Genomic DNA, 16,944 nt, shown 5'->3' with positions numbered 1-16,944 from the left:
TCTTATGTGTTCTTACGGAGATTGCTCATGTCTGCCTCTGCACGTCGCCACACCCCCTGCTCCGCCCTCACCGGGGGCCCGGCACCGCTCGCGGCCCCCGCCCGCCGCCGCTGGTTTCGCACCGGCGCGCTCGCTCTGGCGGCAGCGGGTATGACGTTTGCCAGCGTTTCGGGTTACGCAGCGGAAACGATCAAGATCGGTCTCGTCACGGCCCTCTCCGGCCAGTCGGCGCGGGCAGGTGAGGCGTTGACGCGTGGCATGACCATCGCCATCGACGAGATCAATGCGAGCGGCGGCGTACTCGGTGGCCGCAAGCTCGAACTGGTGCGTCGCGACGATGAAGGCAACCCGGCCAAGGGCGTGCTCGCCGCGCGCGAATTGATTTACAAGGACAAGGTGGCCGTGCTCTTCGGCGGGCTGGATACGCCGGTCTCGATGGCCATCGTCCCGATCGCCAATCAGGAAAAGGTGCCGTTCATGGGACCGTGGGCGGCAGGCACGCCGATTACCCGCAATGGTGCGAATCCGAACTACGTGTTCCGCGTCTCGGCGGTCGACGAGATCGTCGATGGCGCGATGGTGAACTACGCACAGCAGACGTTCGGTGCGAAGAAGCTCGGCCTCATTCTCGTGAACAACCCGTGGGGTGAATCGAACGAAAAATGGGCTGCTGCCGTTCCGGTGGACACCTTGTTAAAGTGTGAAGGTGAAACCGGAGATGGCAGTTGGGAACGAGAAGAGTGTTCAGTCGCGAGTTCAAGCTCGAGGCGGTCAAGTTGGTCAAGGAGCGCGGCGTAGCGGTCGCGCAGGCGGCGCGCGAGCTCGACGTGCATGAGAACGTCCTGCGTAAGTGGATGCGAGATGCTGCGGTCGACCCTCAGCGCGCTTTCCCTGGGCAGGGCGTGATGACGTCGGAGCGGGCCGAGATTGAGCGACTGCGCAAGGAGAACGCGAAGCTCAAGATGGAGCGCGACCTGCTGAAAAAAGCGGCGGCCTACTTCGCGCGGGAGTCGACGTGAAGTTCGGCTTTATGGCGAAGCACCGAGGAATCTGGCCGGTGGGGATGATGTGCGAGGCGCTCGGTGTCTCGCGAAGCGGCTTCTATGCGTGGTTGGTTCGCCCGCCATGCGAGCGGCATCGGACCGACGAAGTCCTGAGTGTCCAGGTGCGCCAGAGCTTCCTTAGCAGTGACCGCACCTATGGCGCCAGACGGGTATGGCACGATGTGCTCGCACTCGGCTTACGCTGCGGCCTACATCGCGTCGAGCGGCTGATGCGCGAGCAGGCTCTGCGTGCGAGACCAAGGCGCCGTGGCTTGCCAAAGGACCGCGCTCAACGTGGCGCGGTCGCCGCGAACGTGCTTGACCGACAATTCCAGGCGGATGCGCCGAACCAGAAATGGGTAGCCGACTTCACGTACATTTGGACGGCAGAAGGCTGGCTGTACGCTGCGGCCGTGCTGGACTTGTACTCGCGACGTATCGTCGGCTGGTCCATGCAGCAAAGCATGAGCTCGCAACTCGTCGCCGATGCGCTCATGATGGCGGTTTGGCGACGCGGCAAGCCCGTGGCCTTACTGCACCATTCGGATAGTAAGAATACGGGTATCAGATGTTTCCGGGCTTCTCGCGGCTTTCAATGAGGGCTGTCCGGCGACTTTTGGTGCCGTAAAGCGTTCCGGGCGACCTGACCCACATTCCGATCGACGTAGTGTCTTTCCCCTGACCTGTCGATCGTCCGGAACCGCCGAGCGGCGAGGTTTCGCCTCGTCGATACGTGTGACTCAAGAAGGGCCTGACGCTCTGTCGCTTTACTGTCTTGTCCAGGTACTCGATGCCGGTGAAATCGCCTCAATCTCATCGGCAACCGGAGCAAGGCTCATGAAAGAAGAACCGGCTATTTCTGGATATCGCAACGTTGTGGGCGGCGTGGATACCCATAAGGACGTGCATGTTGCAGCTGTCGTTGACGAACACGATCGTCTGCTCGGCAGTGAATGCTTCCCTACCACGCGGCATGGCTACAAACAGATGCTGCTCTGGATGCGCTCATTCGGAGAGCTTGCCCGGGTTGGCGTCGAATGCACCGGCTCCTACGGAGCGGGCTTGCTTCGCTACCTTCAACTGGCCCACGTAACGGTGCTTGAGGTCACGGCACCCGACAGGAGCGACCGGCGCAAACGCGGCAAGGACGACACGCTGGACGCTTGCAACGCGGCGCATGCTGCCTTTGCTGGTGTGCGTACAGTCACGCCCAAGACACGCGACGGCATGATTGAATCGCTGCGCGTTCTGAAAGTCTGCCGGAAGACCGCCATCTCCGCGAGGCGCGTTGCATTGCAACTAATTCACAGTACCATCATCAGCGCGCCTGACGAGTTACGCGAATCGCTGCGCAAGATGACACGGATGCAGCTTATTCGAACATTGGCCGCGTGGCGTCCCGATCTGTCTGACTATCGGAGCCTGATCTCTGCCAACCGGATTGCATTAAAATCACTGGGGCGTCGGTATCTCGAGTTGCACGACGAGATCGCCGACCTCGATGTCATGATCGCGGCTCTGGTCGATGAACTCGCCCCCGATCTGGTCTCCCGGTATTCAATTGGCTATGAGTCCGCTTCGCAACTGCTACTGACCGCTGGCGACAACAGCGACCGGCTTCAGTCAGAGGCCAGCTTCGCCGCCCTCTGTGGAGTGAGTCCCGTCCCGGCGTCTTCTGGCAAGGTGACACGACATCGACTGAATCGCGGTGGAGATCGCGCGGCCAACAGCGCCCTGCACATTATCGCCATCGGTCGATTGCGAACCGACGATCGCACAAAAGCCTATGTCGCCAAACGCGTCAGCGAGGGCCACTCAAAGCTTGAAGCGATTCGATGCCTCAAGCGCTATATCGCACGAGAGGTCTTCTACGCCATCCGGCAACGTTACCGCCAGATCGCGCAGACCCAATTTACCTCTTGACCTTTAGAAGGGCGTCAGGGGATCGCAATATGTTTCCATTCGGTACACCGAGCGACTTGCCCAAGCGGGCATTGAGCCATCGGTCGGCAGCCGCGGCGACAGCTATGACAACGCCCTGGCGGAAACGATCAACGGTCTATACAAAACGGAACTGATTCACCGGCGAGCGCCTTGGAAAACGAAGGAATCCGTCGAGCTCGCCACCCTGGAATGGGTAGCCTGGTACAACCATCATCGGCTGATGGAACCGCTGGGCTATATCCCGCCAGCCGAGGCTGAGGCAAACTACTACAGGCAACTCAGAAATACTGCTGAAGCGCCTGCGTTAACTTAAACCAACCGGCCTCCTCGAAAGCCGGGGCGATTCAACACAGCTTCAGAAAGAAGGGATCGCTGGTTTGATGCAGCGAAGCCGGAGACCCTATATCCCAGTCCTAACGCCGCTTCGTAGTTCTCGGCCCAGCCACCGATAATCAATACGTGTTTCATGCGATTTGCGTCTCGATCACGATTGTCGCGGCCGCTGCCCGAGCATAGTCGTACGCGAGTGACGGGGTCTCGCCGGTCGAAAGAAGATAGCCAACGGTGTTGCGATAGTCGCGAGCGGAGGCGACGATGTCACCCGGCCGTCGAACGAGGTTCAGAGAGGTAAATCCCGGAAAACCGCCCAAAGCTTCAACACCCCGAATAGATCGTATTCTTCCCTTCGACTTCGCCCCGAGAATCTTGCAACCCACATGGATTCCCTTTGATGTCAGTGGTACGGGTGGAGTCAAACCAAGGCTCAGCGCAACCGCGATTTTAAATACATTGTCGCGCAGCGCGAGCGATAGCATCCGCCCAAGCCCGATACCTCCCATTCTGGGGTTCACCTCAACTACTTGAGGCCCGTCGTTTGTGAGAATGAACTCGATGTGCGCAAAGCCATTCCTCAACCCCACTGCCTTGGACACACTCTCAACGTAGGTATGGGCTTTCTCTTTCCATTTCGGGGGGATATCTGCTGGGAACGTAAGGCCGAGTTCATTGAAGTCAGGAAACTCGGTGAGCTCTCGATTCGAGTAACCCAGAATCGTCACCCCTCCATTCCGAATTACACACTCTGCACTAAACAGCGGGCCGCGCAGGAACTCTTCGAGAAGAACCGAATTACGAGTTGCAAGAATTTCGGCCGTGGCATCCGCCAACTCCGAAGCATTGTTGACGACGAAAACATTCGCGCTTCCCGTGCCACTCGGGTCTTTAACGATTAGCGGATAGCCAATTGCCTCAGCCTTTTCTAGCGCCCAAACCGATGAGGTAACCTCAGAGAATAGAATAGACCTGATACCCGCGGCCGCGAGAGCCCGCCGGGTCTGAGACTTGTCACGGCACACTCGCATGGTGGAGACTGGATGCGCTGGCAGGCCAAGGTCCTGTGCGATACAGGCACCAAGCACAGCCGCACGGTCAGACTGAATCATGACGCCAGCCAATCGGTATTGTTTGGCTAGGCTGCGGACTGTGTTCTGCACTTCCTCTGGGGCACCGAAATCGACCGACACGAGTTGAAGAGCCGCAGCACTAGCCCTCTCCCTTCCGATTTCGTCGAGCAGTTGATCCGGCGACGAAGTTAAAACGATAAGTCCCTGCTGATAAAACTCCGCAGCATCAAGCAACAAGTCTGTAGTTGCGCCGAGCGTATCGACAGAAAGCACAAACGACTTTACTCCGTATTCCATCTCAGTCTCCTTCACACGGCAACTCGGAAGCCACCACACCGAGACTTCTTCGCCGCCAATCAAAGCGGACCCAGTGGTCTTCCTCATTCACTTGGGTCGGATGTGTTACTGAATCCGGTCTGTTAGGAATACTTTCAGATAAGAACCCGGGGTAATGCCCCCGTTTTCCACGGTCAGCAGAAGTAGAAACTAAGCGACCATGGCAAGCCGCTGCTTCGGGGTAAAACCGCCCAATGCCATATTCGGGCGCTCGTGATTGTAAATCCACATCCAGTCGGCCGCCGCTTCGCGAACCTGCTCCAGGTCCTCCCACAGGTACTGCGACAGCCATTCGTATCGCGCAGTCCGGTTGAACCGTTCGATATACGCATTCTGCTGCGGCTTGCCCGGCTCGATGTATTCCAGCCGGATGCCTTGCTTCTGCGTCCATGTCACGATGGCCGCACTCAAATATTCCGGGCCGTTGTCGCACCGGATGACCTTCGGCTTGCCTCGCCATTCCATATGCTGCTTCAGCGTGCGAATCACCCGCTCGGATGGCAACGAGAAATCCACCTCGATGCCCAGCGCCTCGCGGTTGAAATCATCAATCACGTTCAGCGTCCGGATACTGCGCCCGTCAACCAGTTGGTCATGCATGAAGTCCATCGACCACACTTCATTGATGGCCTCCGGTACCGATAGCGGCTGCGGCGTTTCGCGCACCAGCCGCTTTTTCGGCTTGATGCGCAGGTTCAGCTCCAGCTCCCGGTAAATCCGGTAAATGCGCTTGTGGTTCCAGCCGAATCCCTTCACATTACGCAGGTAGAAGTAGCACAGCAGAAAACCCCAGTTGCGATGGCAGCCCGTAATACGCAGTAGCCAGTCGGCAATCTCTTCGTTCTCCGTGTTCAACTTCGCCGCGTACCGGTAGCACGACTCGCTGATGCCGAGCACCGCGCACGCCACACGAATTGACACGCGCCGCTGTTGCACAACTTGCTTTGCCATCTCGCGCCGACGAGATGGCTTCAGAACTTTTTTTGCAGGGCCTCCGAGGCAATCTCAGCCTTGAGCTTCTCCTCGATGTACATCTTGCGAAGCCGGGTATTCTCCGCCTCCAGCTCCTTCATGCGCGACATCATCGACGCGTCCATGCCGCCGTACTTCGAGCGCCACTTATAAAACGTTGCCGAACTGATGCCCAGTTCTCGGCACAGCTCCGGCACCGCCAGCCCAGCCTCCGCGCGCTTGAGCGCCTCCAGTATCTGGCTGTCCGTGAATCTCGACTTCTTCATCTGCAGAACTCCCTCTTAACGAGAAAATTCTACTTCTCCTAGCGGTGGATTTCAGGGGGCATTACCCCGGTTTCCCTCTGCCATTGCGATGAATACACGGTATCTACGTATCGATAACCGTCGTCCGGAAGAACTGTTACGACACGCTTGTCCGGAAAGTTGCTTGCTGCCCACGCTCCGACGACGTACGCGGCTCCGCTTGTGGGCCCCTTGAATAGGCCATGATCCACGTAAAGCGAATGCGCATGCTGATGCGCAACCGCGGCACTCACCCAATGCACCTCATCGAACTGGAGATGATCGAGGTTTCCCATCAACATACCTGATCCAAGCCCACCCAGCTTGCGGCTTCCGACTCGCGCTCCGAATAGGATGCTGCCCGGCGTGTCGACCGCGATGGCCCGTACATTGAGTCCCCTTCGGCGCAAAGCCAGGGCAGTTCCCGACATTGAACCACCTGAACCTACGGAGCCCACAAGAATATCGAAGTCGCCCAAAGTTCGAATGAGGTGATCGGCGAAGTGGCCATACGCGCGTGGATTTTCTGGGTTCACATACTGTTCAGGCCAAAATGCGTCCGGATATTCTCGCAATACCTCCCGTAGTTTCGATAAGCGAGCTTCCTGAATATCTAAACCCCGACGCGGCGGCACAAAATGAACGTCTACGCCAAGAATCCGAAGTTGAGACGCCAAGCAAGAATCCAAGCAATCGGTAACGATCATCAGTCGATGCTCGCGAGGTCGCGCGATCAGCGCTAACCCCAACGCGAAGGTCCCAGAGCTACTTTCCGCTATCAAGCCTCCGCGCTCAGGCAACCGACCTGCACGCGTTGCCGCGTCAACGATGATTCGCGCTGGAAGCAGCTTCATTAGCGAAAAATTTGCAGCAGTCAGATTTCTTCTTAGATTGACGAGCGGAGGAAGCACGTGCTGCTGTACGCCGCCGGACACCGTTGACGAAACGTCGAACTCATCCATCACTTCCCCCTTACGGAATTACAAACCGAAGAGCTGAACGTCGTGGACGTTCAGGCGAGAGACTTCGTCCATTGCAAGTTCAATGCAGCTTAGATCGCGCGATGAAGAGGGCGGCCGAAAGAGAAGCCCCGTGACGCATCCACTGTGCGCGACTTGCACTCCGAGAGCGCCAGTGCGCTGGGATATGCAGAGCAATTCGTCAAAAAGTGGCTTGGGCCTGTATTTTTGATTTATGCGAGCGCTGTTAGTCGCGACCGCACCTATCGCCGACAAATCGCCCGAGCGAAACGCTTGGCGCAGCGTTGCAATTCCAGCGGCGAAAGCATCAATGTCTTGACTTGTATACTCGATACCTGTTAGCGCCGATGTAAAACTGACCCACCTGGGGGAGGATGGTGGCTTTTGCCGCCGATGCTGACTCAGGAGCAAGCAGTGGAAATCAAGGTATTGGCAAGGCGTGGATCGCCGGTGCGAGAGATAGCGAGACAGATGGGTGTCTCGCGGAACACGGTCCGGCGATATCTGCGCGACCAGGAGGCTAGCCGGTATAAGGAGCGAGAGCCTCGGCCAACCAAACTGGATGCGTTCAAGGCGTACCTGCTTGAGCGAATCGAGGCGGCGCGGCCGCACTGGATTCCGGCAACGGTGTTACTGCGTGAGCTGCGAGATAAAGGCTACGACGGCGGTATCAGCCAACTCAAGGTGTTCCTCGCGCCATACAGGAACGCGGAGCCGGAACCAGTCGTGCGCTTCGAGACGCCGCCAGGCCGACAGATGCAAGCAGACTTCACCACCATCCGGCGCGGCAGGTCACCGTTGCTGGCGCTGGTCGCCACGTTGGGCTACAGCCGGGCGACGTACGTGCGTTTCACGAGCGGCGAGGATGCCACGACGTTGTGTGAGTGTCTGCGTGAAGCCTTCATCTACTTCGGCGGCACGCCCGAGCATGTGCTGTTCGATAACGCCAAGTCGGTCATCGTCGAACGCGATGCTTACGGCGATGGTCATCATCGCTGGAACGGCGAGATGTTGGCGCTGGCGGAAACGTATGGATTTACGCCGAAGGTATGCAGGCCGTACCGTGCCAAGACCAAGGGCAAGGTCGAGCGCTTCAACCGTTATCTGAAGCAGAGCTTCGTGGTGCCGCTGGCGGCGACGCTCAAGCAATCTGGCCTGAAGCTGGATGTCGAGGCGGCTAACGGCCATATTGGCCGCTGGCTGGCCGAGGTGGCGAATGTCCGGGTGCATGCCACGACGAAAGAGAAACCGTCGGTTCGACTGCCGTTAGAGCAAGCGGCACTGCTGCCATTACCGGTGTCGACCTCGATTGCAGCCCCGGTACCGACGCGGCTTAAGCGAGTGCTGCCGAGCGAAAGCCTGCAGCATCCGCTGTCGGTCTACGACGCCTTGCTGGAGGTGGCAGCATGAATCTCCAGCATGAACGCATTGCAGGGCTGTGCGACGAACTGAAACTGGACCGCATCGGGAGCGACTGGAGCGTGCTGGCCCAGAGCGCTGCCAACGCTGATGCCAGTCACGCCGACTTCCTCGAACAGCTACTGCTGACCGAACGGGATGCCCGAGAGGAACGCAAGCGCCAGACGCTGACCAAGATGGCCTCCCTGCCGGGCATCAAGACGCTGGAGCAATACGACTTTGGCTTCGCCAGCGGCGCACCGCGAGCCCAAATCCAGGAACTGTCCGGGCTGGCGTTTATCGAACGGGCCGAGAACGTCGTGCTGCTTGGGCCGTCTGGCGTGGGCAAAACGCACATCGCCTGCGCTCTAGCGTATCGGGCGACACAGGCAGGAATCAAGACGCGCTTCACCACCGCCGCCGACTTGATGATGCAGTTGGCCACGGCCCGGCAGCAGAACCGGCTGCGGGAGTTTTTTAACCGCGCCGTGGTTGGCCCGAAGCTGCTGGTTATCGATGAAATCGGCTACCTGCCGTTTGGACGCGAGGAAGCCAATCTGTTTTTTAACGTGGTGGCCAAGCGATACGAGCGCGGAGCCATCGTGTTGACGAGCAACCTGCCATTTACGCAGTGGGCCACGGCATTTGCCGACGACCAGACGCTGACTGCGGCGATGCTCGACCGGCTGCTGCATCACGCGCACATCGTGCAGATTGCAGGCGAAAGCTATCGGCTGAAGGACAAACGGAAAGCTGGACAAACTACACGCGCAGGCGCGAAAGCCGCCGCGTGACACGGAGCCTGGGTGGGTCAGATTTACTTCGGCGATACGCCGGAAGGTGGGGATGCGGACAAAATCTTGGACTACTTTGAAGGTAGTCCATGTATTCATACCAAGAACGCGTTCGGGCGGTCGAGCTGTACCTGAAACTCGGGAAGCGCAGCAAAGCGACCATTCGCCAGTTGGGTTACCCGACGAAGAATTCTCTCAAGGCGTGGTGTAACGAATTCGAGAAGATTGGCGATCTGCAGAGGGGGTATGTTCGCGTAAAGCCGAAGTACTCAGAAGAACAGAAGAACGTAGCACTCGAGCATTACGTCAACCACGGGCGCTGCTTCGCCTTCACCCTCAGGACATTGGGCTATCCCTGTCGCCAGATACTAACGGAGTGGGTTCGCGAGCGCTATCCGGAAACCAGGAAATGCGTGGTTGGCAAGGCCGGTCGACCAACTGCTTCATTGGTGTCCAAGCAGGCTGCGGTGTACGAACTGTGCACACGGGAAGGAAGTGCAGAGGCGGTGGCCCGAAAGCTGGACGTCGACAGGGTGACGCTGTACAACTGGAAGAACCAGTTACTCGGCCGAGAGGCTCCTGCATCCATGAAACGCGACAAAGGCTCGCCCGCAGAGACAGATCGGGACGAACTGGAGTTAAAGTCAAATCTGGTGTACGGGGCGTGAGCAAGATTAGGCGGCCAGGGGCTGCTGAGCCGGTGTGCTGTCGGTCACCGGCTCTCCATCCTTGAACGTCATCCCGTCAAGCATCGTCGCGATCTTTTCGGGGGCGCGGATGCGCCGCCACGAGTCTTCGGCCGACTCGATCAGCTTGAATGCCAGGCCGAGGAACGTCGCGCGCGAGACGCAGTTGCGCGTGCGCTTGGTGCGGTGACGCACCGTCGCGAAGGTCGATTCAATCGGATTCGTCGTGCGCAGATGCTGCCAGTGTTCGGCCGGGAAATCGTAAAATGCCAGCAGCTCGTCGCGATCTTGCGTCAGCTTTTCGACCACCTTCGGATACTTTGCCGAGTGGGTATCAACGAAGTGATTGAAGGCAACCAGCGCTTCGGCACGCGTGGCGGCCATCCAAATGTCCTGCATCGCCTTTTTGGCGCGGGCCTGCTGCGATTTCGGCAGCGCGTTGAGCACGTTGCCCATCTTGTGGAACCAGCAGCGCTGATGCTTGGTCTGCGGGAACACTTCTTCCATCGCTGCCCAGAATCCCATCGCACCATCTCCGCAAGCCAGCAGCGGCCCTGACTGCAGACCGCGCTTTTTCAGATCGAGCAGCAGTTCGGCCCACGACGCCTTCGATTCCCGATACCCGTCACTGATCGCCACACGCTCTTTCGTTCCGTCCGGTTTGACACCAATGATCACCAACAGGCACTGGCCGTCGGAATCGTCGCTGCGCACGCCGGTGTGAATGCCGTCAGCCCACCAGTACACCCAGCGCGCCAACGACAACTCACGCTGATTCCACTGAGCATGCTCATCGGCCCATTGCGCCTTCAGACGACTCACCACATTTGGCGACAGGCCGCTGACCTGGCCGCCCAGCATGATGCCCATGGCTTCGCTCATGTCGCCCGTCGAGATGCCTCGCAGGTACAGCCACGGTAGTGCGGCCGACACGCGTGCGGATTTGCGAACGTACGGCGGCACGACCGCCGAATTGAAGCGGATGCCCGAACCCGAGCGATCACGCACCTTCGGTACCCGAACCGGCACCGGACCGATGGCCGTGACGACTTCGCGCTCTGGTAGGTAGCCGTTGCGCACCACGGCACGCCGACCGTCGATCGACCTCACGTTGCTGTACTGTTCAAGCATGCTCGCCAGTTCCGCTTCGACTGCCTGCTCGATGATCTGCCGCGCGCCTTGCTGGATCAGTTCATCGAGCGCGCTCTTCGTTTGTGCTTTTCTGCCGTTCGTTTCTTTCATAATCTTCTTCATGGTGGTCGGGGCCGGCTCGCGCCGGCTTTGCTCGGTGTGCCTTCGACAAGCAACATTCTCAGCTAAACCGCCACCGCCTTCTCATATTTCCCAAAGCACTCCGTACACCAGATTCGACAATAGCTCGTATGCTCGAGTTCTCGGATCACTGCGCATGCGCACCATCGCTATGGTCCACAGGGCATTGTTCGCTGCTCGATCACCCCCACGGTTCAAGCGATGTCGGACTGTCTTGCCAGAGGAGGCTTGCAACGGACTCGTGCCACAAAGTGCAGCGAGCGCCGCATCGCTTTTCAAGCGCTCCGGGTTGTCGCCAGCAACGGCGACAAGCACTGCTGCCGTTTGAGGTCCAACGCCGAATCGCTCTCGAAGCCTTCTGGCATGTCTTTGTGTTAAGTGTTCGAGCATCGCATCGAGCGTTGAGAGTTCCTCCGCGAGCGCGAGGTAGCGCTTTGCTAGCAGGCGCAACGTAGTCGCCAATGCCTGCAACATTGGTGCACCTCCCAACGAACGCAGCTTCGCGCAGTTAGCAACGCATTCCGAAGTCTTCGTCCTCAGAAGCCGTTCGCGGATGTCTTGCGGCGCACTCACCAGCAAGGCTCGCAATTGGTTTATCGCCTGTGTCTTCGCCTTGACGGCACTGGAGCTATTGTCGAATCTGGTGTACGGGGTGCTTTGGGAAATATGAGAAGGCGGTGGCGGTTTAGCTGAGAATGTTGCTTGTCGAAGGCACACCGAGCAAAGCCGGCGCGAGCCGGCCCCGACCACCATGAAGAAGATTATGAAAGAAACGAACGGCAGAAAAGCACAAACGAAGAGCGCGCTCGATGAACTGATCCAGCAAGGCGCGCGGCAGATCATCGAGCAGGCAGTCGAAGCGGAACTGGCGAGCATGCTTGAACAGTACAGCAACGTGAGGTCGATCGACGGTCGGCGTGCCGTGGTGCGCAACGGCTACCTACCAGAGCGCGAAGTCGTCACGGCCATCGGTCCGGTGCCGGTTCGGGTACCGAAGGTGCGTGATCGCTCGGGTTCGGGCATCCGCTTCAATTCGGCGGTCGTGCCGCCGTACGTTCGCAAATCCGCACGCGTGTCGGCCGCACTACCGTGGCTGTACCTGCGAGGCATCTCGACGGGCGACATGAGCGAAGCCATGGGCATCATGCTGGGCGGCCAGGTCAGCGGCCTGTCGCCAAATGTGGTGAGTCGTCTGAAGGCGCAATGGGCCGATGAGCATGCTCAGTGGAATCAGCGTGAGTTGTCGTTGGCGCGCTGGGTGTACTGGTGGGCTGACGGCATTCACACCGGCGTGCGCAGCGACGATTCCGACGGCCAGTGCCTGTTGGTGATCATTGGTGTCAAACCGGACGGAACGAAAGAGCGTGTGGCGATCAGTGACGGGTATCGGGAATCGAAGGCGTCGTGGGCCGAACTGCTGCTCGATCTGAAAAAGCGCGGTCTGCAGTCAGGGCCGCTGCTGGCTTGCGGAGATGGTGCGATGGGATTCTGGGCAGCGATGGAAGAAGTGTTCCCGCAGACCAAGCATCAGCGCTGCTGGTTCCACAAGATGGGCAACGTGCTCAACGCGCTGCCGAAATCGCAGCAGGCCCGCGCCAAAAAGGCGATGCAGGACATTTGGATGGCCGCCACGCGTGCCGAAGCGCTGGTTGCCTTCAATCACTTCGTTGATACCCACTCGGCAAAGTATCCGAAGGTGGTCGAAAAGCTGACGCAAGATCGCGACGAGCTGCTGGCATTTTACGATTTCCCGGCCGAACACTGGCAGCATCTGCGCACGACGAATCCGATTGAATCGACCTTCGCGACGGTGCGTCACCGCACCAAGCGCACGCGTAACTGCGTCTCGCGCGCGACGTTCCTCGGCCTGGCATTCAAGCTGATCGAGTCGGCCGAAGACTCGTGGCGGCGCATCCGCGCCCCCGAAAAGATCGCGACGATGCTTGACGGGATGACGTTCAAGGATGGAGAGCCGGTGACCGACAGCACACCGGCTCAGCAGCCCCTGGCCGCCTAATCTTGCTCACGCCCCGTACACCAGATTTGACTTTAACTCCGACGGCACTGCGACGTGCAACTGATACAGTTCGCATTGCCTCAGCCGCGCCCGACTGCTCTTTGGGAATCGCAGTGGCTCGTCCAGCGAGGACCGCTCTCGCAGCATTTTCCGCATCAGTCGGATCAGATTTTCCTCGTGATCGACGCGCTGCACGATCAGGGCGATTGACCTCCAGTACATCGATATCATGATCTCGCAACACTCGGGCAAGACCTGCGCCATATGTGCCGGTCCCTTCAACTCCGGCGCGCCGAACATGCCCCAATGAGTTCGCCCAAGTCAGAAGCTTGAGATACCCCGTAGTTTCGGCCGCGACTGACAGGGTTCCAACGAGTTTCCCTGTTTCACTAATTAATGCACCGACATGGGTATCGAGATGCGTATCGACGCCCAGAATGACTTCGCCTTCAATCGCTCGATCGTCCATATTTGTTTCCCAAGAAGTGGACGCATCGCCAACCCCATTCGCTGGACAGGACACTCATGGTGCAGAACAAAGCTCCTATTAGGTCACAAACGCTGGGCCCGGCAACGCTCGGGGAACGTCGGAGATCGATCGACAGGTCAACTCAAAGGCAGCTTCGCCAATCCCAGCAAGGGTCAGATCGGACCGACGTTCAAAGCCGATCTTAGACTGAGTGTCCCAGCAATTGCCGCGCCGACTCATGCTCTGCTCAATCCGGTACCGCCACAGTCGTTGGCGGAACTTGCGACTACCGTACTGACCACCCTGATCCGAGTGAAATTGCAGCCCTTGTGGACGACCCCGCTGCTCATAGGCCATATCGAGTGCCTGCACCACCAGGTCGGCGTCAGGACGCGCCGAGAACGCCCAACCGACGACACGGCGCGTGAACAGGTCCAGAACTGCGGCCAAGTAATGCCAACGGCCTTGCGCCCAAACGTACGTGATGTCGCCGCACCAGACTCGGTTCGGCGCTTCCACCACAAACTGCCGATTCAGGCGATTCGGAATGTCCTCGCGCTCGATGGTGGCTCGCTTGTAGGCGTGGCTGCCCGGCTGTTTGCAGATCAGTCCAAGCTCCGCCATCAAGCGACTGACCTTGAAACGTCCGATGGCAATGCCTTGCTCACGCATCATTCCCACGATGCTGCGGCTGCCCGCTGAGCTTCGGCTTTCGACGAATAATTCATGCACACGACTGCGTTGGGACATACGTATCGGGTCGACACGCTGGCACCGCTGACGATAAGCGTACAAGCAAGATCGTGGAAGCTCGAACAGCGCGCAGAGTAAGGCTATGGGCTCGCCCTTGGCCAGTTGCTCAATCAGCGCGTACGTTCGATCCCTTCCGACATTAAGAGCGCGGTGGCTTTTTTTAAAATGGCTTTCTCGCGCTCAAGGCGATCGATACGCGCCTCAAGCTCTTGGATACGCTGCTGCTCTGGCGTGAGGGCCTTGCTCTGAGGGGTAACACCCCGGCGCTCAAGCTGGAGCTGATCAACCCATCGGCGCATAACGGACTCGGCAACGCCGACAGAACGGCACGCATCCACGTGGCTGTAGCTCTGATCAAGGACTAGTGCCGCAGCGTTGCGTTTGAACTCAGGGGAAAACGAACGACGTTGTTTGGTCATCAGACACCTCTTCATGGCGAGCATTCTCGCCTAAATGAGTGTCCGGAGGGATTAAACCACTACAAAAGTGAGCCTCTGAAGTCCCACGCCTAGGCGTCTCCCTCGGTTTCTCTTCCGCTTGAACTGCTGCGCTATCTCAGTTGATTTCACGGATGCGCGACGGGCGTTGTTCGTAAAAGATCCCTCTTGTGGGAGTGAAGGGGGGCGCCAGCCAAGGGTGTCCCCGAGCGACAAGAAACTGAGTTCCGTCCACAGAAGTGGAGGCTCTTCGCATATTGAGCATGATTTGCATGCGAACGAAGAATTTTCTCAGTATGTCCTCGGTGGTGCTGCGCGATGAAATGCTCGCCACTTTCCGAATTCCCCCTCAGTTGTAGCGCCACCAATCCGAAATACCTGGAGTTCGAAATGCTACGCCCATACGAAAGGGTATTCGCTTCAAATCATGCGATAGTCCAGAGTAAAGCGACCGCCATGGGACAAGCGTCTGCACATGCTCATCATGGCGAACTGGTTCAGGGGAAGTTCCGATTTCGTGGGCGTTTAATCGATGCGCTCGTCACGTTGCCAATCATGGGCAAGTGTAGTGCCGCTACGTTTTTTCCATTCGCGGAATCGACGTCCATTACGGTCATCCCTCCGTCGCGGCATAAGGCAAGGCGCGCAGCGACTATTGCGCTGGAATACCTAGGTGCGAGTGGTGGGGGCACGCTGGTAATCGACTCTAGCATTCCGTTAAAGTGGGGAATGGGTTCCTCCACCGCCGATGTGGTCGCTGCGGTAAGAGCCGTAGCGTTTGCCACTGGCAACGTGTTAATGGAATCTGAAATAGCATCATTGGCGGTTCGAGCCGAAGGGGCATCAGACCCCATCATGCTGGCCGACAAGCCGTGCCTTTTTGCGCATCGCGAAGGCTTTGTGCTCGAACTTTTAGAGGGAGCGTCACCGGCTTTCACCGTAATGAGTGTCGTGCCACGCGGACTTGCTTGTGGACTGGACACGCTATCGTTGTCGGGTATCTGTCAACGCCGGTTTAAATCTGACCCACCGGGGATGCGGCTATTTTCTTGGACTGTTTTACGTCGTTAACCCGAGGCTTTCACGGTACTCGATGGGGCTGAGATAGCCAAGGGAGCCCTTGATCCGCTTTTCGTTGTACCAGCGAATGTAGGCGTTCAGTGCCTCTACGAATTGCACGATGGTCGTCGAACGCCAGTCCCCTGGATAGAACATTTCGGTCTTCAGCCTTCCGAAGAATCCCTCACAGGCCGCATTGTCTGGTGAGCAGGCTTTACGCGACATGGATCGGATCAGATTAGCCTTTGCAACTCGCGATAGCCAGCCAGGCCAACGGTAGTGGCCACCCCGATCGGAATGTACGATCGGCTTCTCATCGTCCTCGGTCACGGTCTCGATAGCCGCATCTAACATGGTATTCACGAGCTCGGCGTCGGGGCTTGTGCCAATCGACCAACTGACTACCATGCCATCGAAGCAGTCGATCATCGGCGATAGATATACCTTCCCGGCCGGGATCTGGAACTCGGAGATATCCGTCAGCCACTTTTCGTTGGGGGCGGTAGCGTGGAAATCGCGATTGATGATGTTATCTGGGGCAGGGCTAATTTCCCCGACATAAGAACGATATCGGCGCCGCTTGGGCCTCGCCGCGTAGAGGCCGCCTTGTTTCATGAGGCGACGCACGACTTTCTCCGATAGAAACACGCGTTGTCTGCTGAGCGCTGCCTGCACCCGACGATAGCCGTAGGATCGGTGATTGTCCTCGAAGATTTCCGCAACGGTACGACGAACTTCGGCATATTTGTCGGCAACCCGCATGGGCGACCGATGGTAGAAATAGGAGCTGCGCGCCAAGTCCAGCTGCTCAAGCAGCTCAGCCAAAACGTACTGCTCTCTCAGGGCGTCAACCAGCGTCGTCTTCTCCCGGTTGCTCAGGAGTTGCAGGTCGACGCCCAGGTCTTTTTTTAGGAGTTCATTCGCCTTCTTCAACAGGTCCTGTTCAAGCTGCAGATTGCGAATTTTGCGCTGGAGCGCTTCGACCTGCCGTTCCAGTTCGTCAGAGCTATTGTCGAATCTGGTGTACGGAGTGCTTTGGGAAATATGAGAAGGCGGTGGCGGTTTAGCTGAGAATGTTGCTTGTCGAAGGCACACCG

The 16,944-nt window shown here is 58.3% G+C and carries 9 protein-coding genes and 8 pseudogenes; 9 read left to right on the top strand and 8 right to left on the bottom strand.

Features of this window, described 5'->3' with window-relative positions; translation table 11 throughout:
- Window positions 1–150: 150 nt before the first annotated feature.
- The 4 genes and pseudogenes from MB84_RS04890 to MB84_RS28810 form a co-directional block, all read left to right on the top strand.
- Window positions 151–675: pseudogene (locus MB84_RS04890) on the top strand (ABC transporter substrate-binding protein); the annotation flags it as partial.
- 50 nt (window positions 676–725) lie between these two features.
- Window positions 726–1,591: pseudogene (locus tag MB84_RS04880) on the top strand (IS3 family transposase); the annotation flags it as partial.
- Between the two features lie 289 nt (window positions 1,592–1,880).
- Window positions 1,881–2,966: an IS110 family RNA-guided transposase gene (locus MB84_RS04875; RefSeq protein WP_046289963.1), complete on the top strand. Its 1,086-nt coding sequence runs from the start codon at window positions 1,881–1,883 to the stop codon at window positions 2,964–2,966.
- Window positions 2,967–2,982: 16 nt separating this feature from the next.
- A pseudogene (locus MB84_RS28810) lies at window positions 2,983–3,300 on the top strand (integrase core domain-containing protein); the annotation flags it as partial.
- 151 nt (window positions 3,301–3,451) lie between these two features.
- Here MB84_RS28810 and MB84_RS04870 read toward each other — a convergent pair.
- The 3 genes from MB84_RS04870 to MB84_RS28805 form a co-directional block, all read right to left on the bottom strand.
- Window positions 3,452–4,687, bottom strand: coding sequence for an ATP-grasp domain-containing protein (locus tag MB84_RS04870; protein WP_169834982.1), 1,236 nt, complete (start codon window positions 4,685–4,687; stop codon window positions 3,452–3,454).
- Between the two features lie 189 nt (window positions 4,688–4,876).
- Window positions 4,877–5,964, bottom strand: a protein-coding gene (locus MB84_RS04865; protein ID WP_157122635.1) for an IS3 family transposase whose coding sequence is annotated in 2 segments (ribosomal slippage) — window positions 4,877–5,715 and window positions 5,715–5,964 — 1,089 coding nt in all. Because the reading frame shifts where the segments join, the coding sequence is not laid out codon by codon here.
- Between the two features lie 38 nt (window positions 5,965–6,002).
- The gene (locus MB84_RS28805) at window positions 6,003–6,944 is read right to left on the bottom strand and encodes a pyridoxal-phosphate dependent enzyme (RefSeq protein WP_084009607.1); all 942 of its coding nucleotides are present in this window, start codon (window positions 6,942–6,944) and stop codon (window positions 6,003–6,005) included.
- A gap of 411 nt (window positions 6,945–7,355) precedes the next feature.
- Here MB84_RS28805 and istA point away from each other — a divergent pair, with 411 nt between their 5' ends.
- From istA to MB84_RS04840, 3 genes and pseudogenes are all read left to right on the top strand, one after another.
- Window positions 7,356–8,372, top strand: coding sequence for an IS21 family transposase (gene istA, locus MB84_RS04850; protein ID WP_046290957.1), 1,017 nt, complete (start codon window positions 7,356–7,358; stop codon window positions 8,370–8,372).
- Window positions 8,369–9,154, top strand: a complete 786-nt coding sequence (gene istB / locus MB84_RS04845) for an IS21-like element helper ATPase IstB (protein ID WP_046290956.1) — start codon at window positions 8,369–8,371, stop codon at window positions 9,152–9,154. The genes istA and istB overlap by 4 nt, the downstream gene beginning before the upstream one ends.
- Window positions 9,155–9,243: 89 nt before the next feature.
- Window positions 9,244–9,792 (top strand): annotated as a pseudogene (locus MB84_RS04840) (transposase); the annotation flags it as partial.
- A gap of 36 nt (window positions 9,793–9,828) precedes the next feature.
- Here the strand turns inward: MB84_RS04840 and MB84_RS04835 are convergent.
- A complete protein-coding gene (locus MB84_RS04835) occupies window positions 9,829–11,094 on the bottom strand; it encodes an IS256 family transposase (protein WP_046290953.1) in 1,266 nt (421 codons plus the stop codon).
- 126 nt (window positions 11,095–11,220) lie between these two features.
- A pseudogene (locus tag MB84_RS31685) lies at window positions 11,221–11,736 on the bottom strand (transposase); the annotation flags it as partial.
- Between the two features lie 127 nt (window positions 11,737–11,863).
- Between MB84_RS31685 and MB84_RS04830 the strand changes: the two are divergent.
- Window positions 11,864–13,129 (top strand): IS256 family transposase, encoded by a 1,266-nt coding sequence (locus MB84_RS04830; protein WP_046290953.1) that lies wholly within the window; start codon window positions 11,864–11,866, stop codon window positions 13,127–13,129.
- A gap of 22 nt (window positions 13,130–13,151) precedes the next feature.
- On the opposite strand, the pseudogene MB84_RS28795 reads toward MB84_RS04830, so the two are convergent.
- Together MB84_RS28795 and MB84_RS04820 are read right to left on the bottom strand one after the other, a co-directional pair.
- Window positions 13,152–13,598 (bottom strand): annotated as a pseudogene (locus tag MB84_RS28795) (IS110 family transposase); the annotation flags it as partial.
- A gap of 213 nt (window positions 13,599–13,811) precedes the next feature.
- A pseudogene (locus MB84_RS04820) lies at window positions 13,812–14,770 on the bottom strand (IS3 family transposase); the annotation flags it as partial.
- Window positions 14,771–15,106: 336 nt separating this feature from the next.
- On the opposite strand from MB84_RS04820, the gene MB84_RS31680 reads away from it, so the two are divergent.
- Window positions 15,107–15,859 carry a GHMP family kinase ATP-binding protein gene (locus MB84_RS31680; protein ID WP_084009606.1) on the top strand — a complete coding sequence of 251 codons (753 nt, stop codon included), beginning with the start codon at window positions 15,107–15,109 and terminating at the stop codon, window positions 15,857–15,859.
- Here the strand turns inward: MB84_RS31680 and MB84_RS04810 are convergent.
- Window positions 15,848–16,861: pseudogene (locus tag MB84_RS04810) on the bottom strand (IS3 family transposase); the annotation flags it as partial. The gene MB84_RS31680 and the pseudogene MB84_RS04810 sit on opposite strands and share 12 nt — an antisense overlap.
- Window positions 16,862–16,944: the final 83 nt, after the last annotated feature.

The organism is Pandoraea oxalativorans (genome assembly GCF_000972785.3).
Classification (GTDB): Bacteria; Pseudomonadota; Gammaproteobacteria; order Burkholderiales; family Burkholderiaceae; genus Pandoraea; species Pandoraea oxalativorans.
This window is presented reverse-complemented; position numbering and strand designations above follow the sequence as displayed.